Below are 18,039 nucleotides of genomic sequence, written 5' to 3' on the forward strand. Positions count from 1 at the left end.
GGGCCGCGCCGGTTGTGCGGCGCGGCCCGCGTGTTCGCACCCGGCCCCGTGCGGGCCGGGCCGGTCCGTCAGGCGCGGGTCACGCGCTTCAGGTGGTAGGACTTGGGCCGGGTCAGGTTGTGGAAGCCGATCACCGACAGGCCGCCGCCGCGCCCGGTCTGCTTGCAGCCGGTCCAGCACAGGCCCGGGTCGAGGTAGTCGGCGCGGTTCAGGAAGACGGTGCCGGTCTCGATCCGGTCACCCACCGCCTGCGCGCGGTCCACATCCGCCGTCCAGAGCGAGGCGGTCAGGCCGAAGGCGCTGTCGTTCATCAGCGCGATGGCCTCTTCGTCGTCGCGGACCTTCATGATGCCCACGACCGGGCCGAAGCTTTCGTCGCGCATGACGCGCATGTCGTGGGTCACGCCGGTCAGGATCTGCGGCGTCAGATAGGCGCCGCCGTCGTCCCCGGGCATGGTCTCGATATGGGCGGTGGCGCCCATATCGACGGCCTCGGCGATCTGGGCGCGGACCTCCTGCGCGAAGCGTACATGCGCCATGGGGCCGATGGTGGTTTCGGGGTCCAGCGGGTTGCCCAGCTTGTAGCCGCGCACCACCGCCAGCGCCTTTTCGAGGAAGGCGTCGTAGAGCGACTCGTGCACGTAGATCCGCTCGATGCCGCAGCAGCACTGGCCCGAGTTGAACATCGCCCCGTCGATCAGCGTGTCGACGGCGGCATCCAGATCGGCGTCCTCCATGACATAGCCCGGGTCCTTGCCGCCCAGCTCCAGCCCGGTGCCGGTGAAGGTGCCCGCCGCTGCGCGCTCGATGGCGCGGCCACCGCCGACCGAGCCGGTGAAGTTCACGAAGTCGAAGGCATTGGCGGCGATCAGCGCCGAGGTGGTGTCGTGATCGAGGAAGACGTTCTGGAAGACATCCTCGGGCACACCCGCCTGATGGAAGGCCCGCGCCATGCGCTCGCCCACCAGAAGGGTCTGGGTGGCGTGCTTCAGCATGACGGTATTGCCCGCGATCAGGGCGGGGGCGACGGTGTTGATCGCCGTCATGTAGGGGTAGTTCCAGGGCGCCACGACAAAGACCAGACCCAGCGGCACGCGCTTGATGTACCGGGTAAAGGTCTGATCCTCGCCGACCTCGATGGGGGCGAGCGCTTCGGCGGCGATCCCCGCCATGTAGGAGGCCCGCTCGTTGAAACCGCCGAACTCGCCGCCGAAGCGGACCGGGCGGCCCATCATATGCGCCAGTTCCGGCACGATCTCGTCGTTCATTGCGCCGACGGCGGCGACACCGGCCATCACGAGGTCGATACGTTCCTGCAACGGACGCGCGGCCCATGTCGCCTGCGCCGCCTTGCCGCGCGCGGCGGCGGCCTGCGCCGCGTCCAGTGTCAGGACCGGGCGCTCGGCATAGGTGCTGCCGTCGATGGGAGAGATGTTCTTCAGGGTCTTGCTCATGTGTTCCTCACTGGGCCTTTGGTCAGGCCATCTCGAAGCCGCGCGCGATCTCGTAGTCGGTCACGACGCGGTTGAAGTCCTCGATTTCCACCTCTGCCGCGCGGGCGTAGTGGATCACCACGTCCTCGCCGAAGGCCTCGCGCAGCAGGTCCGAGGCCAGCAGCGCGGCCCGTGCGGCGGGCAGGGTGGTGGGCAATTCCGGCGCCTCGCCCGCATAGGCGTCGCCGGTGAAGGCCGGTTGCAGGTCCAGCCCGTCCTCGATGCCCTTCAGCCCCGCCGCCAGCAGGGCGGCCATGGCGGTATAGGGGTTCAGGTCCGACCCGCCGACGCGGCATTCGATGCGCACGCCCTTGGTGCCGTCGCCGCACAGCCGGAAGCCCGCGGTGCGGTTGTCGACCGACCAGATGATCCGCGTCGGCGCGAAGGTGCCCGCCACGAAGCGCTTGTAGCTGTTGATGTAGGGGGCGAGGAAAATCATGATGTCGGGGGCGTATTTCAGCAGGCCCGCGGTGTAGCTTTTCATCAGGTCCGACATGCCAAGCGCGTCGTCCTTGTCGTAGAAGGCCGGGTCGAACCCTTTCCACAAAGACATGTGAACGTGGCTGGAGGAGCCCACCTTGTCGTGGTGCCATTTCGCCAGGAAGCTGGCGGCATGGCCCTGCTGCTGGGCGATCTCTTTCACCGCGTGCTTGGCGATGGTGTGGTACTCGGCGGTGTCCAGCGCCGGGGCATACTTGATGTTCAGCTCTTCCTGCCCGGTCTCGGCCTCGCCCTTCGAGTTCTCGATCGGGAGCCCGGCGGCATAGAGGTGATTGCGGACCGGGCGCATCACATGCTCTTCCCGGCTGGTCATCATGATGTTGTAGTCCTGATTGTAGCCGATCAGCGTGTCGAGATCGCGGAAGCCGCCCTTGCGGATCTCGTCGAAGCTGCGCTCGAAGAGGAAGAATTCCAGCTCGGTCGCCATCAGCGGGGTCAGGCCCATGGCCTCGGCCCGTTTCACCTGCTTCTTCAGCATGGCGCGGGGGCTGTGCGGCACCTCTTCGTGGGTGTGGTGGTCCAGAAGGTCGCAAAGCACCATGACCGTCGCGGGCAGCCAGGGCATCGGGCGGATCGTCGACAGGTCCGGCTTCATCACGTAATCGCCGTAGCCCTGCTCCCACGAGGTCGAGGCATAGCCCTCGGGCGTCGACATCACGAGGTCGGTGGCCATCAGGTAGTTGCAGCAGTGGGTTTCCTCCCACGCGCTGTTGACGAAATGCGCCGCGTGAAAGCGCTTGCCCATCAGGCGGCCCTGCATGTCCACCATGCAGACCAGCACCGTGTCGATGGCGCCGGTTGAAACCTGTTGTTTCAGGTCGTCGAAGGTCAGGGGGCCGGGCATGTCTGGCAGTCCTTTCAATAGAGTGGCCCCGGCACCCATGCGCCGGGGCCGGGGCTTGGATGCGTCAGGTGTAGCGGTAGGGACGACCGGCCTTGGCCATGTCGGCGTTGTACTGCTTGAAGATCTGGACGACCTTTGCCTTGGTCTCGGACTCGGCGGCGATCTCGTCCCAGAAGGTCTGGGCCGCTTTCTCGACCTGATCCCATTCGGCATCGGGGATCGAGGTCAGCTTCAGCTTGTCGCCGTTCACGCGAAGCGAGGCTTCGCCGCCCCAGTACCACCACTGGCGGTAGTAATGCGACTGCTCCATGCAGGTGGTCAGCAGCAGTTGCAGGTCCTCGGGCAGTTCGTCCCAACGGCCCTGGTTGGCGAAGAAATGCCCGATCCACGCGCCCGAGATATTGTTGGTGAGGAAATAGTTGGTCACATCCGCCCAACCCACGGTGTAGTCCTCGGTGATGCCCGACCAGGCAATGCCGTCAAGCTCGCCGGTCTGCACCGCGACCTCGATGTCTTCCCACGGCAGGGTGACGGGCACGACCCCGAACTGGCTCAGGAAGCGGCCCGCGGTCGGGAAGGTGAAGATGCGCTTGCCCTGAAGGTCGGCAAGGCTGTTGATCGGGTCCTTGGTGGCGAAATGGCAGGGATCCCAGCTGCCCGCGCTGATGTGCTTGACGCCGACCTTGGCGTATTCCTCGCCCCAGATCTCGTTCAAGCCGTACTGGTTGAACAGCACCGGCACGTCCAGCGAGTAGCGCGAGGCGAAGGGGAAGTAGCCGCCGAAGACCGTCACCTCGGTCGGCGAGGCCATCGAGTCGTCGTCCGACTGCACCGCGTCGATGGTGCCGCGCTGCATGGCGCGGAACAGTTCGCCCGTGGGAACAAGCTGGTCGGCGTAGAACAGCTCGATCTGCATCCGGTCGCCGGCGATCTTGTTGAAGGTGTCGATGGCGGGCTTCACCACATGTTCGGCCAGCGCGGCACCGGCATAGGTCTGCATCCGCCAGGTGATGGTGGATTGCGCCAGCGCGGGCGCGGCGAGGGGGCAGCCGCCGCGCCGACGGCGGCGGTGGTCAGGAACTTTCTGCGGGATGTGGTCATCTTCAACGTCTCCAGGTTGCTAGGGTTTGCGGCCCCGTTGTCGGGGCTCATTATGGTTCAGTTTCCGTATACCAGCCCCGGCAGCCACAGGGCGATCTGCGGGAACACCATGATCAGGGCCAGTGCCAGCACCATGACCAGCGCGAAGGGGATGATCGAGCGGTAGATGTCCATAAGGCCGATTTCCGGCGGCGCCATGGCGCGCATCAGGAAGAGGTTGTAGCCGAAAGGCGGCGTCATGTAGGCGATCTGCGTCGTGATCGTGTAGAGCACCCCGTACCAGATCAGGTCGAAGCCAAGCGCCCCCACCAGCGGCACATAGAGCGGCGCCACGATCACCAGCATCGCGGTGTCGTCGAGGAAGGTGCCCATGACGATGAACGACAGCTGCATCAGGATCAGGATCATCCAGGGGGACAGGCCCAGCTTCTCGGTGAACAGCGACTCGATGGCGCCGACCGCGCCCAGCCCGTCGAAGATCGCGCCGAACCCGAGCGCGGCGAGGATGATCCACATGAACATGCAGGAGATGGCGAGGGTCTGGCGCACCGAGGTCTCGAAGACGGCGCGGGTCATGCGACCCTTCAGCACGGCGGCGAGGAAGGCCGCCATGGCGCCGATGGCCGAGCTTTCGACGAGGCTGGTCCAGCCCTTGACGAAGGGCACCATCATCACCGCAAAGATCGCCAGCGGCAGGATGCCCGCCCGCAGAAGGCGCAGCTTTTCGGCGCGGCTGACGTTGCGCTCTTCCTCGGGGAGGGGCGGGCCCAGCTCGGGCTGCAGGCGGCAGCGCACGTAGATGTAGATCACGAACATCGTGGCCATCATCAGCCCGGGCACCACGCCCGCCAACCACAGCTGCCCCACCGGCTGCCGCGCGATCATCGCATAGAGCACCAGCACGACGGAGGGTGGCACGAGGATGCCAAGACTGGACCCGGCCTGGATCACCCCCGTCACCATGATCTTGTCGTAGCCCCGCCGCAGCAGTTCCGGCAGGGCGATGGTGGCGCCGATGGCCATGCCAGCCACGGAAAGCCCGTTCATGGCCGAGATCAGCACCATCAAGCCGATGGTGCCGATGGCAAGGCCGCCGCGCACCGGCCCCATCCAGACGTGGAACATCTTGTACAGATCGTCGGCGATCTTCGATTCCGACAGCACGTAGCCCATGAAGATGAACATCGGCAGCGTCAGCAGCGGATACCACTTCATCAGCTTCATGGCGGCGGCGAAGGGCACGTCGACGCCCCCGGTGCCCCAGAGCAGAAGCCCCGCCAGCGCGCCGACAAAGCCGATGGCGCCGAAGACCCGCTGCCCGGTCATCAGCATCAGCATCATGCCCGAGAACATGACGATTGCGATCAGTTCCTGACTCATCAGATATCTTCCCCGCGGATGCGGCTCGATGTCACGGATCAGCTCCGCAAGGCATTGTAAAAGCATCAGGAAAACCCCGAATGCGAGGATCAGCTTGACCGGCCACATCACCGGACGCCAGGCGGTCGAGGAGCGTTCGAGAAAGCCCAGTTTCTCGCCCGCCGCGTCAAAGCCGCCGGTGAAGAGCGCGCCGAAGAACTCGATGAAATACTCCAGCGGCTGCATCCCGAAGTAGCCCATCGAATAGGCCAGCGATCCCAGCGCGCCGTAAAGAAGCACACCGAGGTAGAACATCAGGAAGAAGACGGTGAAGGCATCCATCCAGGCCTTCTGGCGGATCGTCCAGTTGCCGTAGAACAGGTCCATCCGCACGTTCGACCCCAGCTGGATCGAGTAGGGCCCGCCAAGGACGTAATAGGCGACCATGACGAATTGCGCTGTCTCCAGCGTCCAGAGCGAGGGCAGGAAGGCGGCCTTGGACACGCTCGACCAGAGCAGCACGCCGATCAGCACGAAGATGCCGTACATGGCGATGCGCCCGATAAAGCGGTTCATGGCGTCGACGCCGTGGACAAAGCCGGTCGCAAGCCTAGGCATCGGCCACCTCCGCAAGCGCGGGCGTCAGCATGGCCAGCAGGTCCATGGCCATGGTCTGCACATCCTTCGAGGTGGTCAGCAGGTCGTTGCGGGCCTCGATCATCACGTTGGGCAGCCCCTTGCCGTGAAGTTGCAGGGAATGGGTCACGCCATCCTCGGGGCCATAGGGGCGGTTGAGATGCACCACGCGGCCCTGCGGCGCCCGTGCCAGCATGGCCTCGGCCAGCCGCGCGTCGCTGTCGTGCAAGAGGCCGATCTCTGTCTCGCGCGGGGTGCCGTGCCAAAGCGGGGTGAAGCTGTGCACCGTCACCAGCGCCCCGGGCGCGCGGCCAAGCTGCGCCTCTACGGCGGCCAGGAAGGGGGCATAGACCGATTCGACCCGTTCTGCCCGGGCTTCGGGCGTCAGCCCGACATTGCCCGGCACCTCGACCACCTCGGAGCGTTCGGGCATGGCAGAGGGCGAAGAGGGCGGCCGGTTGCAGTCGTAGACCAGCCGCGACACGGCCCCCGCCACCAGCGGCGCGTTCAGGGCAGAGGACAGCACCTGCGCCAGCGCCAGCGCGCCCGGGTCCCATGCCGCATGGCTGTCGCGCCAGTCGGCGCGCAGGCCAAGGCCGCCGTAGCGCGCCGGGATATGCGCCGAGGCATGTTCGCACAGCAAAAGCACGCCGCCCCTGCCGCAGCCGTTGATCACGCGGACCGGCCCTGTGCGGTCGTCGTCATCGCCTTCGAACATCGTCATTCCCCCGTTTCTGAAAAAAGTCTCCACAACTGTCACGGTTGTGTCAATATCTCTTCATCGGTCGGTCGGGGATTCCCGGGCAGAGGCCGTCAACCGCCCAGGAACCAGCCACGGGGGAGCCCACTTGAGCCAGCAGGCCGCGACCGTCCGCGAACGCATCCGCGCGCAGTACACCGCGCTGACCCAGTCAGAGCGCAAGGTCGCCAATGCCCTGCTGGAGGATTATCCTGCCGCCGGTCTGGCCAGCATCACCGTGGTCGCCGCCGGGGCCGGGGTCTCGACCCCCACCATCGCGCGCATGGTGCAGAAGCTGGGCTTCAAGGGCTTCCCGCAATTCCACCAGGCCCTGCGGGAAGAGTTGCAGGCCCGGGCCTCGGGCCCGACCGAGCGCCGCGCCGTCTGGGCGACAGAAGCGCCGGACGGCCACCCGCTGAACACTTTCGCCAAGGCGGTGACGCAGAACATCCAGACGACCTTTGCCAATATCGGCTCTGGTGGCTTCGACGCCGCGGCGGCGCTGCTGTCGGACCCCTCGCATGGGTTGTACATCGTCGGCGGGCGGATCACCCATGCGCTGGCGGATTACGCCTTCACCCATCTTCAGGCGGTGCGGCCCGGGGTCACGCATCTGACCTCGTCCTCGGCCACATGGCCGCATTACCTGGTGGACATGAAGGCGGGCGATGTGCTGCTGGTCTTCGACATCCGCCGCTACGAGGCGAACCTGCTGCGGCTGGCGGAACTGGCGACGCAGCGCGGCGTGCGGGTGGTGCTGATCACCGACCAGTGGTCCAGCCCGGTGGCCGAGATCGCGACGCAAAGCTTCAATTGCTGGGTCGAGATCCCCTCGGCCTGGGATTCCAATGTCTCGACCATGATGGTGCTGGAGGCGCTGATCGCCGCCGCGCAGGAAACCGTCTGGCCCGAGGCCCGGGACCGCTTCGAGGCGCTGGACGCGCTGTTCGAACAGACGCGGCTGTTCCGCAAGCCCTGAGCGGCGGCGGGGTCTGCCGGGCCGGTCTGTGGGCTGGCGGGGCTGCGCCGGGCGGTGTCGCCGGTGGCGGCGTCGGAGGGGGCTCTGCCCCCGGCCTGCGGCCTCCCCCGAGGGTATTTGGAAGACCAGAGAAGAGCGGGAGGCGGTCCCGGTCGGGGGCGGCGTCCATTGGCGGCGGTGACGGTGTCGAGAGGGGCGCGCCGGGGGCGTCGGCGTTGCACCGGGGGGGCGCGGGGGCGGGCTTTCTGCCCGTGTTGCCCGGCGCTTGCCGGGTCTGCGGTGCGGCGAATTGACCGGCAGGGCGCGCGGCCTATGATCGGCGGGCCGCTTTTGGGCGGCTTGGTGAACGGCGGGCAGTGGGGGCGGTATGAGCGATCCGGCGATTTACGGGACCGAAGAGCCGATGGCGGCGCTGCGGCGGGTGGCGGTCGGGCCGCTGTCCTTCCTGTGGGGACAGGAGGCGCTGCGGCAGATCCGCTGGCACGGGGTCGAGGTTGTGCGGGCCCTGGCCTGGCCGATCCGCGACGAAAGCTGGGGCACCTGGCCCGTCACCGTCGAAGAAGAGCAGCTTGATGCGGGAGCGGGCTTTGCCGGGCGGCTGCGTTTTACCGTCGCGGAGGGCGCGCTGCGCTGCCTGCTGGAGGTGCGCGCCGAGGCGGGCGGGAGGCTGACCGCGCGGCTGACCATGGATCCGGGCGCCACGCCCTTCCGCACCAACCGCGCGGGCTTTACCGTGCTGCATCCGATCCGGGGCGTCGCGGGCGCGGATCTGACGGTCACCCATTCCGACGGCACGCAGGAGCAGACCGGTTTTCCGGCGCTGATCTCGCCGGATCAGCCGGTCATGGATATTGCCGGGCTGCGGCACAGCCTGGGGGTGTGGCGGTCGACATCACCTTTGGCGGTGAGGTCTTCGAGATGGAGGACCAGCGCAACTGGTCCGACGCCTCTTTCAAGACCTATTGCGTGCCGCTGGTCCATCCCTTCGTCTACACGCTGGAGGCGCCGGTGACGCAGAGCGTGACGGTGACGCTGTCCGGTGCGGGCGCGGGCGGCGCTGCGGCAGGGGGCGGGCGCGTCGCGCTGGCCCGCACCGGCGCGCGGGCTCCGCAGATCGGGCTGGCGCTGGAGCCGGGCTGGGAGGCGCCGGAAAACGCCCGGGACATCGCCATGAAGACCGGCGTCGGGTGCCTGCTGGTGCGTCAGGCGGGCGTGCCGGACCCGGCCTTTCTGGCGATCGCCGCCAGCATGGCCGCGCGGCTGCGCGCCGAGGTCGATGTGGAGATCGTGACCGGGCCGAGGCCCGAGGCCGGTATCGCAGGGGCCGCCTGCGCGCTGGCCGATGCCGGGCTGGCCCCGCGACGGGTGCTGGCGCTGCCCGAAGGCTACCTTGGCAGCCACCAGCCCAGCGGGCCCTGGCCCGGGGGCGCGACTCCTGCGGAGCTGTTGCCGATGCTGCGCCGGGCCTTCCCCAAGGCAGAGATCGGCGGCGGCATGATGACCAATTTCACCGAGCTGAACCGCTGCCGTCCCGACATGGCGCAGGCCGACTACCTGACCCATGGCAATACCGCGATCGTGCATGCGGGGGACGACCTCTCGGTTCTCGAAACGCTGGAGTGCCTGCCGCAGATCTTCGAAAGCGCCGGGGCGCTGGCGGCGGGCAAGCCCTATCGGCTGGGCCTCGTGTCTATCGGGATGCGGTCCAACCCCTATGGCGCCGATGTGGCCGCCAACCCGGCGCAGCTGCGCCGCACCATGGGGCGCGCGGACCCGCGCCACCGTGGCCTCTTCGGCGCCGCCCGGGCGGTGGGGGTGCTGGCGGCGAGCGCGGGCAGCAGGGTGGCCTCGCTCTGCCTTGCCGCGCCCGCCGGTCCCTTTGGCGTGGCCGTCGCGGAACAGGAGTATCCGCAGGCGGGCTACGATGGGCGCGCGGCGCAGGTCTATCCGCTGTTCCACGTGGTGGCGGAGGCCGCCGCGCTGGCCGGGGCGCCCCGCCTGGGTGTGACCGGCCTGCCGGAGGGCGTCGTGGGCTATGCCGCGGACCGGGACGGGCAGCGGATGATGCTGGCCAACCTCGGTGCCGATGCGGCCTGTGTGACCCTGCCCGCCGAGGCAGAGGTGGCGCTGATGGACGCGGGCGCCTTCGGGGCCGCCACGGAGGACGCCGACTGGCTGGCCAGTGGCGCCGCGCGAGAGACTGCGGGACGTGACGCTGCCGCCCTTCGCGGTGGCCTTCGCGCGGATTGTCGGGGGAGGGGCGGAGATGTGACGGCCCGCCGTTGAGGCGGGGCGGCAGGTTGGGAAGGGTGAGGGGGCCGACTTTTCGGTCCCCCGCCGGAGATGTTGCCTACGTCGGCGGTTTCAGCCGCTGTGCTGAGGGTTGTGCGGTCAGCCGCCGAAACGGCGAACGCTTCGCCCCGGCAATGGCACTTTCAACTATAGCTGATCCCGTAGTGTTTGTGACGTTGGATAGCCTCTAACGCAGCTCCATGTGGGCCTGGCATGAGCGTAGAGTAGCGAATATCGAACTCACTAAGATGTGCAGGGATGCGGACTGCATGGCGATGCGGCAGCGTCATGAGTATTGGTTTGCCGATGTGTTCTATCAGAGGGTCAATGTAGCCTTGGGCTTTTGGATTGTCCGTTAGGTACGCATCTAGCGGCATTACCACCTTGTTTTCTTCATCGACGTCGTTCCACATGCCGTCAGATTGGTGCCTCAGGTTGTGAAGTGTGAATACGCCATTCTGTCTGGCAATATAGGTATTTTGAAAGCTCGCGGCCCTGACCACTTTGACGACCCCAAGCAGCTCGCACATTTCTAGATAATCAAGAGGGAAGAGCCAAACGCCGATCCGCTTATTGTCTTCCTTCGGACGTGGTGCAATTCCGACGCAGGCAAAGAAAAGCGCTTTCAGCGGGTTCGTCGACCAATCCAGAAAACGGGTCGGGACGCCGTGGTGTTGCGCAATGGCCAGTTCGTGAAGCAAGTTCTCGTTTGGAAAGTTGCTCACATTGAAGGTTGGCCCGCGCGGTCCGAGGATGTTGCCAACTTCTGTCGCTGCCCAGTTCTCATGCATCTGTAAAAACGCGATACTCTCCTTTGATAGGTGTGCCGAACTGTCGTTCAGGCCTGACAGGAACGAGGCGAAAACTCTGGTTTCGTAGTCGATGGACGCCCCAGAAATGTACCCATTCATGAAGTAGTCGAACTGGCGTTTCGCGTGATCTCCCTGTGGGCGCCGAAATATCGTGGGGGTGAGAGAATACGCTTCAGCGTCGCTATGCCCACGCGCCAAGAATTTCTTTCGCCGTCCATGGTAGTTCGAGGCGAAGGTGTCGGCTGTCGGCAGCAAGGCCTCCAGAAACGGGACGTCGTCGTCAAAGGCGTAGTGGAGGTGTGTTGGGTGGACTTCAGGGGCGACTCTGCCAACGCGGAAACTCTCGTTTAACTTCCGATAGTTGCTAAACGCTGCTTTTAGCCGTGCCGAGAAATCATCTATCGAAACATGCACACTTGGACTCCACGAGTATTCATTATTGACTTTCCGCATTCACTCTTTGGGGCAGTGCGGCAAACGAAGGGGCTCAAAGTGAATGCGTCGAGACATCAACTTTGCCCCTTCGGGATCGGCAATGCGACACAAAAATTTTGGATTCTAAAGCTATCCAAGTACTATTATGACTATATTTGGTTTGCCCCCCCCGGGCCCCTCTCGGCAGCGCAGGACGTGCCAGGACACAGGCGTTCCGGTCTCCGGCGGCAAGGCCCCGGCGGAGAACCGGGCCGGGGCCGGGGCAAACCCCTCAGGCGGCGGGTTGCCAGTTCATCGTCGTGAAGTCCTCGCGGAAGGCGAAGCGGGCGAGGTGGTCGTCGATGATCGCCCGGGCGCGCGGCAGGCCCTCGGCGCTGTCCGCCTCGATCTCGATGGTCAGCCCCTCGGGATCGGCCCGCAGCTGCGCCGGACCCATGGGCAGGGCGGCGGTGCCCTGTTCGGCGTCATAGGTGACGGCGATCTTGTGGGCGAAGTGCTTGCAGAGCTGTTGCAGGTATTTCGATCCGTTCGGCGTCTCGAAGCGCCCAATTTCGTGATGTGCCATGGCTTCCCTTCCCGAGTGTTTTTGTCAGAATGGGGATTGCGGCGGCGGATTGCAATCGTCTACCACCGGCGCGACATGCGAAGCCAACCCGAGCGGGCCAGCCACGCGCAGACAAATGCCCTGAAAGGAGCACCCATGCGCACCCGCCTTCTTGCCGGCCTCGCCGCCCTGACCCTTGCCGCGCCGGTCCTGGCGCAGGACCTGACCGTCGAGACCGCCACCGGGCCGGTCCGAGGTCGGCGCCAATCCCGAAACACTCGCGGTCTTCGACATTGCCGCGCTCGACACGCTGACCGCGCTTGGCGTGCCGGTCGCGGGAGTGCCGAACCCGGTCTACCTGTCCAGCCTGTCGGAGGTGGCGGCACAGGCGCAGGCCGTGGGCACGCTTTTCGAGCCGGATTTCGAGGCGCTGGCGGTGCTGCAGCCCGACCTGATCGTGGTCGGCGGGCGCTCGTCCGAGCAGCTGGGGCCGGTGTCGGACATCGCGCCTGCCATCGACATGACCCTCGGGGGCGACGACCTGCCGGGGCAGGCGCGCGCGCGCATCGCCGCCTATGGCGCCCTGTTCGGCAAGGAGGCCGAGGCCGAGGCGCTGACCGCCGATCTGGACGCCAAGGTCGCCGAGGCGAAAGAGGCGGTCGCAGGCAAGGGCAGCGGCCTGATCCTGCTGACCAACGGCGGCAAGATTTCCGTCTACGGCGCGGGCAGCCGCTTTGGCTGGCTGCACGGCGAGATCGGCCTGCCCGAGGCGGTCGACGGACTGGACGCCGAGAACCACGGCCAGCCGGTGTCCTTCGAGTTCCTCGCCGAGCACGATCCCGAGTGGCTGCTGGTGATCGACCGGGGCGCCGCCATCGGCGCCGAGGGCGAGGCTGCGGCGGCGACGCTGGACAACCCGCTGGTGGCCAAGACCACGGCGGCCCGCGAAGGGCAGATCGTCTACCTAGACGCCGCGCCGCTTTACATCGCCGCGGGTGGCGCCGGGGCGATGATGCACACGCTGGATCAGATCATCGCGGCCTTCGGCGCCTCCGAAGGCTGATCGCTTGCGGCCTTTCCTCTGCATCGCCGCGCTTGTGGCGCTGGTCGCCCTCAGCCTTGCGCTGGGGGCGGCGTCGCTGTCGCAGGACGGCGGCTGGCTGATCTGGGTCAGCCGCCTGCCGCGCACCGCCGCCGCGCTTCTGGCGGGGGCCGGGCTGGCGCTGGCGGGGGTGGTGGTGCAGCAGGTGGTGCAGAACCGGCTGGTGGAACCCTCGCTGACCGGCACGCCCGAGGCGGCGATGCTGGGCCTGCTGGCGGTGACGCTGATCGCGCCCGGCATGGCGGTGGCGGGCAAGATGTTGGTCGCGGCGGCGGCGGCGCTGGCCGGGATGCTGGGCTTTCTGGCGCTGGCCGACCGGGTGCCGCGTCAGGACCCGATGCTCTTGCCCATCGTCGGGCTGATCTACGGCGGCATCCTCGGCGCCACCGCGACATGGTTCGCCTGGAGCGCGGACCTGATGCAGTACCTCGGCACCTGGCGGCTGGGAGAGTTCTCGGGCGTGGTGCAGGGCCGTTACGAATGGCTCTGGGCCGTGGCTGCGCTGGCGGCGCTGCTTTACGTGGTGGCGGACCGCATCACCATCCTCGGGCTGGGCGAGACGCAGGCGCGGTCGCTGGGCCTGAACTACGGGCGGACGCGGGCGCTGGGGCTTGTTGTGGTCTCGACCCTGACGGCGCTGGTGCTGGTGACAGTGGGGGTCTTCCCCTTCGTCGGGCTGGTGGCGCCCAACCTGATCTCGCGCTGGCGGGGCGACAACCTGCGCGCCAACCTCGGCGTCACGGCGCTGTTCGGAGCGGCGCTGGTGCTGGCCGCCGACGTATTGGGCCGCCTGATCCGCTACCCCTACGAGATCCCGGCGGCGACGGTCTTTGCCGTCTTCGGCGCGGGCGTCTTCCTCTGGCTTCTGCACGCAAGGCCGGGGCGGGCGCATGGCTGACCGGGGCATCGACACCGGGCAGGGACACCTGCCGCTGCCCGCCGAAGCGCCGGGGGCGTCGGGGTCAGCAGGCCGGCTTTGGGTCATGGCGGGCCTGCTGGCGGTCCTGTCGGCCCTCTTCCTGCTCTGGGGTCTGCGCGCACCCTACGGGTTCATCCTCGAACTGCGGGGCGGCAAGCTGGCGGCGCTGATCTGCGTCGGCGCGGCAACCGGCGCGGCAACGGTGCTGTTCCAGACCGTGGCGATGAACCGGCTGCTGACGCCGGGGATCGTGGGTTTCGACGCGCTCTTCGTGCTGATGCAGACCTTGCTGGTGGCGGCCCTGGGCGGCGTCGGGCTGGCGCAGGTGCCCGAGGCGCTGCGCTTTGTGCTTGAGACCGGGGTGCTGATGGCGGCGGCCATGGCGCTGTTTGGCGTGCTGCTGCGGCGCGATGCGGCGGATGTGACGCGGATGATCCTGACCGGCGTGATCCTCGGGGTGCTGCTGCGCGGGCTGTCCGAGATGGTGCAGCGCATGCTGGACCCGGCGGAGTTCTCGGTGGTGCAGCAGGCGGTCGTGGCCTCGTTCAACCGCGTCGACGGCGGGCAGATGGCCGTGGCGGGCGCGTTTCTGGCGCTGGCCATGGGGCTGGCGCTGCGGATGGCCCCGGCGCTGGACGTGGCCGGGCTGGGCCGGGCCACGGCGCGCGGGCTGGGGCTGAACCACGACCGGGTGGTGATGCGGGCGCTGGTGCTGATCGCGGCCATGGTCTCGGTCTCGACGGCGCTGGTCGGGCCGATCACCTTTCTTGGCCTTCTGGCGGCCAGCCTTGCGCGGCAGATCTGCGACACCCACCGGCTCGCGGTGCTGATCCCGGCCTCGGCACTGATCGGCGCGGTGATCCTCGTGGCGGGGCAGGCGGTCTTCGAGCGGCTTCTGGGCATGCAATCGGCGCTGGCGGTGGTGGTGGAATTCTTCGGCGGGCTGGTCTTCCTCGCCCTCGTCTTGAGAAAGGTGCGGACATGATCCGGGTATCGGGACTGACCTACCGGGTCGGCGGTGCAGAGATCCTGCGCGGCCTCGACCTGACCATCCCCGAGGGCGGGATCACCGCCCTGATCGGCCCGAACGGGGCGGGCAAGTCGACACTGCTGCATTGCCTCTCGGGGCTGCTGCGGCCCTCTGGCGGGTCGGTGGCCCTGGGCGACATGGACCCGGTCACCGCAGAGCCCGAGGCCCGGGCGCGGCGCGTGGCGCTGTTGCAGCAATCCCCCACGGTGGTCAGCCGCCTGTCGGTCGCGGAACTGGTGAGCTTTGGCCGCTGGCCGCATCACCGGGGCCGCGTCACCGACCAGGACCGCCGCGTGGTGCGCGAGGCGCTGGCGGCCTTCGCCCTTGGCGATCTGGCGGACCGGCGGATCGAGACGCTGTCGGGCGGCCAGCGCCAGCGCGCCTTCGTGGCGATGACATGGGCGCAAGAGACGCCGTGGATGTTCCTCGACGAGCCGCTGAACGCGCTCGACCCCCGGCACGCGCGCGACCTGATGGCGCGGATGCACGCACTGTCGCGCGGGACCGGGCGCAGCATCGTGATCGTGCTGCACGATATCAACGCGGCGGCGGGCTGGGCCGACCGGGTGGTGGCGATGAAGGACGGCTGCGTGATGGCCGAGGGGGCGACAGAGGCGGTGCTGACCGGCCCCCGGCTGGGCGCGATCTTCGACACGCCTTTCGAGATCCTGCAACACGCCGGGCGGCCCGTGGTGGTGGCCCGCTAGGGCGGGGCATGGGCGGTGCCGGACGGGTCGGCCCCGCATGACGGCGGTGGCGCCGGATTGCGGCACGCGCGGGTCGGCGCCCGGTGGCAGGTGACGCAATCGGAGCGGGGCAGCGCGCGGGTGTTTTGCGGTCCCGCCCCGGGCTGGGGGCGATGCCGCCCCGCCTCGGGCCGGGTTTCGTCATTGCGCCGGGGGGCGCCGTCCAGTCGCAGGGCAGGGCACGTGGCCTCACCGGGCGGGGCCTCGTCCTGCCAGAGGGCAGGGCGCTGAGGCCCACCCTGCGACGTGCCGCACCCCCGGAACGGCAAAAGGGCGAGCCCGGGCCCGCCCTTCGCCTGTCACCCCTCGGACCCGATCAGAACGGGCTGTCCGGGAAGTAGAAGTTCTCGGCGTTTTCCGGCGTGATGATCTGGCTGCCGATGATGAAGCGGCCCGAGACCGGGGTGTCGGACACCAGACCCAGCGCCGTCAGCTCGATCGCGGTGGCGATCTGCGCGGGCGGGTAGGTCACATTGACCGGCAGCATCGGGTCCTTGTCCATGATGCGGGCGATGATCTCCTTCATGCCGGCGCCGCCGACGACCCACATCTCCTCGTTGCGACCGGCCTGCGAGATGGCTTCCAGCACGCCGATGGCCATGTCGTCGTCCGCCGCCCAGACCGCGTCGATGTCGTCGTATTTCGACAGGAAGTCCTGCATCACGTTGAAGGCGTCGTCGCGGTTCCAATTGCCGTGCTGCATGTCCAGCACGTTGATGCCAGAGCCCTCGATGGCGGCGGTGAAGGCATCCACGCGCTCGTTGTCCAGCGTCGTGGGAATGCCGCGCAGCACGACGATATTGTCGCCCTCGCCGAGGGTCTCGGCAAAGTACTCGCCCGCGGTGCGCCCGAAGCCCGGGTTGTCGCCCGCGACGTAAAGGTCTTCGATCCCTTCGACCGAGAGGCCGCGGTCGACGACCGTCACCCAGATGCCCTGTTCCTTGACGAATTGCACCGGCGCGGTCAGCGGCTCGGATTCGAAGGGCAGCACCACCAGCGCCGAGATGTTGCGCGTGGCGACCATGTCCTCGATGTCGTTGACCATTTTTCCGGCGTCCCCCGCCGTGGCGAGCACGAAGTCGAGCTGCGGATAGGTCTCTTCGAGACGCTCGATGGCGGCCTGCGCGTGGTAGTTCAGGCCCCCCATGAAGCCATGCGTGGCCGAGGGGATGGCGACGCCGACGGTCATGGTCTCCTGCGCCAGCGCCGGGGTGGCGGTCAGCGCCAGCCCGAGGGCCGCGCCCTTGAAAAGCGTTCTGCGGTTCATGGTAGTCCTCCCTGATGTTCTGCCGGTTGCCCCGGCGGGTCGTATCGTTTGCCGATGGGGTCGGCGGGTCTTGTGTTGCGCCGGTTGCCCGGCGGGCCGTTCAGGCGCCGGTCACTCGGCGCTCTTGCCCTGCCGCTGCAAGACGACGGCAAGGATGACGATGACGCCCTGGATCGTGCCGTTCAGGTAGGGCGAAACGATCGAGGCGAGGTTCAGGATATTGTCGATCAGGCTGAGGATCAGCACGCCGACCACGGTGCCCCAGACCCGACCGAAGCCACCCTTGAGCACGGTGCCGCCGATGATCACCGCGGCGATGGCCTCAAGCTCCCAGAGCACGCCGGTCGAGCCCGAGGCAGAGCCCGGGCGCGGCACATACATGATGGTGGCCAGCCCCACGAGCCCGCCCAGCAGCACGTAGGTGGCCATGCGCACCCGGTCGACCTTGACGGCGGAATACTTCGCCACCTGCTCGTTGGCGCCAAGCGCCGCGCAGTGGCGCCCGAAGGGGGTCTTGCGCATGCCGATCTCGCCAAGGATCGCGACGAGGGCGAAGACGATGATCGGCCAGGCCACGCCGAGGATGCCGTCGTAATAGACCGGCCGGTAGAAGCTGCGCGCCGCGAAGTCGAGCGACAGCGTGCCGCCATCCGCCAGCCAGGTGGTCAGTGAGCGGTAAATGCCCATGGCGCCCAGCGTGACGATGAAGGGCTCGATCCCGACCTTGGCGATCAGCACCCCGTTCAAGAGCCCCGCCGCAAGGCCCGCCAGCAATGCCACGGCCATGCCGGCGGCGATCAGCGGCACGCCGATGCCAAGGCTGGGGATCAGCGCGTTCATGGCAAGGATCATGACCCCCGCGACGAAGGCCGCCATGGAGCCGACCGACAGGTCGATGCCGCCGCCGGTGATGACGAAGGTCATGCCCACGGCGATGATCCCGATGAAGGCAGAGCGGGCCAGCACATTGGTCAGGTTCGCCGCGCCGAGGAAATTCGAGTTCAGCGAGGCGCCAAGGATCACCAGCGCAATCAGCGCCAGCACCGGGCCCAGCGTGTGCAGCGAAAGGCGGCGGCGCGGCGCGGCCTCGGTTGTGGCGGTCATGTCGGTCATGAAATGGCTCCGGTGCGGGGCGTCGGTCGGCTCTGCGGCTGTGGCTGGCCGGGGAGAGAGGTATTTTTACCAAGAAGAAGCACAGGGGCGCTCTTCACGATCACCCGGCGTGGTTTGCGGTGGCGGG

13 protein-coding genes and 4 pseudogenes are annotated in these 18,039 nt (G+C 67.6%); 7 read left to right on the forward strand and 10 right to left on the reverse strand.

Features of this window, described 5'->3' with window-relative positions:
• Positions 1 to 68: 68 nt before the first annotated feature.
• The 6 genes and pseudogenes from ABFB10_RS14645 to ABFB10_RS14670 form a co-directional block, all read right to left on the reverse strand.
• Positions 69 to 1,454, reverse strand: a complete 1,386-nt coding sequence (locus ABFB10_RS14645) for an aldehyde dehydrogenase family protein (RefSeq protein ID WP_347167063.1) — start codon at positions 1,452 to 1,454, stop codon at positions 69 to 71.
• 22 nt (positions 1,455 to 1,476) lie between these two features.
• On the reverse strand, positions 1,477 to 2,838 hold the full coding sequence (locus ABFB10_RS14650) for a glutamine synthetase family protein (RefSeq protein ID WP_347167064.1): 1,362 nt from the start codon (positions 2,836 to 2,838) through the stop codon (positions 1,477 to 1,479).
• 64 nt (positions 2,839 to 2,902) lie between these two features.
• A pseudogene (locus tag ABFB10_RS14655) lies at positions 2,903 to 3,939 on the reverse strand (TRAP transporter substrate-binding protein).
• Positions 3,940 to 3,996: 57 nt separating this feature from the next.
• Positions 3,997 to 5,319 (reverse strand): TRAP transporter large permease, encoded by a 1,323-nt coding sequence (locus tag ABFB10_RS14660; protein ID WP_347168025.1) that lies wholly within the window; start codon positions 5,317 to 5,319, stop codon positions 3,997 to 3,999.
• A pseudogene (locus ABFB10_RS14665) lies at positions 5,319 to 5,916 on the reverse strand (TRAP transporter small permease subunit). The gene ABFB10_RS14660 and the pseudogene ABFB10_RS14665 overlap by 1 nt, the downstream one beginning before the upstream one ends.
• The gene (locus ABFB10_RS14670; protein WP_347168026.1) at positions 5,909 to 6,652 is read right to left on the reverse strand and encodes an N-formylglutamate amidohydrolase; all 744 of its coding nucleotides are present in this window, start codon (positions 6,650 to 6,652) and stop codon (positions 5,909 to 5,911) included. The pseudogene ABFB10_RS14665 and the gene ABFB10_RS14670 overlap by 8 nt, the downstream one beginning before the upstream one ends.
• Before the next feature lie 130 nt (positions 6,653 to 6,782).
• On the opposite strand from ABFB10_RS14670, the gene ABFB10_RS14675 reads away from it, so the two are divergent.
• The 3 genes and pseudogenes from ABFB10_RS14675 (at position 6,783) to ABFB10_RS14680 (ending at position 9,938) form a co-directional block, all read left to right on the forward strand.
• Entirely contained in the window at positions 6,783 to 7,652 is an 870-nt protein-coding gene (locus ABFB10_RS14675) for a MurR/RpiR family transcriptional regulator (RefSeq protein ID WP_347167065.1), read from the forward strand.
• A gap of 403 nt (positions 7,653 to 8,055) precedes the next feature.
• Positions 8,056 to 8,633: pseudogene (locus ABFB10_RS24480) on the forward strand (D-apionate lactonase family protein); the annotation flags it as partial.
• A 189-nt stretch (positions 8,634 to 8,822) separates the two neighbouring features.
• Complete coding sequence (locus tag ABFB10_RS14680) at positions 8,823 to 9,938, forward strand: D-apionate lactonase family protein (protein WP_488175602.1); 1,116 nt, start codon at positions 8,823 to 8,825, stop codon at positions 9,936 to 9,938.
• A gap of 149 nt (positions 9,939 to 10,087) precedes the next feature.
• Here the strand turns inward: ABFB10_RS14680 and ABFB10_RS14685 are convergent, their stop codons facing one another.
• A complete protein-coding gene (locus ABFB10_RS14685) occupies positions 10,088 to 11,209 on the reverse strand; it encodes an FRG domain-containing protein (protein ID WP_347167067.1) in 1,122 nt (373 codons plus the stop codon).
• A gap of 253 nt (positions 11,210 to 11,462) precedes the next feature.
• A complete protein-coding gene (locus tag ABFB10_RS14690) occupies positions 11,463 to 11,756 on the reverse strand; it encodes a DUF2218 domain-containing protein (protein ID WP_347167068.1) in 294 nt (97 codons plus the stop codon).
• A gap of 135 nt (positions 11,757 to 11,891) precedes the next feature.
• Between ABFB10_RS14690 and ABFB10_RS14695 the strand changes: the two are divergent.
• The 4 genes and pseudogenes from ABFB10_RS14695 to ABFB10_RS14710 all read left to right on the forward strand — a co-directional run bounded on the left by ABFB10_RS14695 (position 11,892) and on the right by ABFB10_RS14710 (position 15,493).
• Positions 11,892 to 12,798: pseudogene (locus ABFB10_RS14695) on the forward strand (siderophore ABC transporter substrate-binding protein).
• Between the two features lie 4 nt (positions 12,799 to 12,802).
• A complete protein-coding gene (locus ABFB10_RS14700; protein WP_347167069.1) occupies positions 12,803 to 13,735 on the forward strand; it encodes an iron chelate uptake ABC transporter family permease subunit in 933 nt (310 codons plus the stop codon).
• Between the two features lie 85 nt (positions 13,736 to 13,820).
• Entirely contained in the window at positions 13,821 to 14,741 is a 921-nt protein-coding gene (locus ABFB10_RS14705) for an iron chelate uptake ABC transporter family permease subunit (RefSeq protein ID WP_347168027.1), read from the forward strand.
• Entirely contained in the window at positions 14,738 to 15,493 is a 756-nt protein-coding gene (locus ABFB10_RS14710; RefSeq protein ID WP_347167070.1) for an iron ABC transporter ATP-binding protein, read from the forward strand. The genes ABFB10_RS14705 and ABFB10_RS14710 overlap by 4 nt, the downstream gene beginning before the upstream one ends.
• 355 nt (positions 15,494 to 15,848) lie before the next feature.
• Here the strand turns inward: ABFB10_RS14710 and ABFB10_RS14715 are convergent, their stop codons facing one another.
• Complete coding sequence (locus ABFB10_RS14715) at positions 15,849 to 16,799, reverse strand: ABC transporter substrate-binding protein (protein WP_347167071.1); 951 nt, start codon at positions 16,797 to 16,799, stop codon at positions 15,849 to 15,851.
• A gap of 111 nt (positions 16,800 to 16,910) precedes the next feature.
• On the reverse strand, positions 16,911 to 17,903 hold the full coding sequence (locus tag ABFB10_RS14720) for an ABC transporter permease (RefSeq protein WP_347168028.1): 993 nt from the start codon (positions 17,901 to 17,903) through the stop codon (positions 16,911 to 16,913).
• Positions 17,904 to 18,039 lie beyond the last annotated feature (136 nt).

Source organism: Ponticoccus litoralis (genome assembly GCF_039769985.1).
Taxonomy (GTDB): Bacteria; Pseudomonadota; Alphaproteobacteria; order Rhodobacterales; family Rhodobacteraceae; genus Ponticoccus; species Ponticoccus litoralis.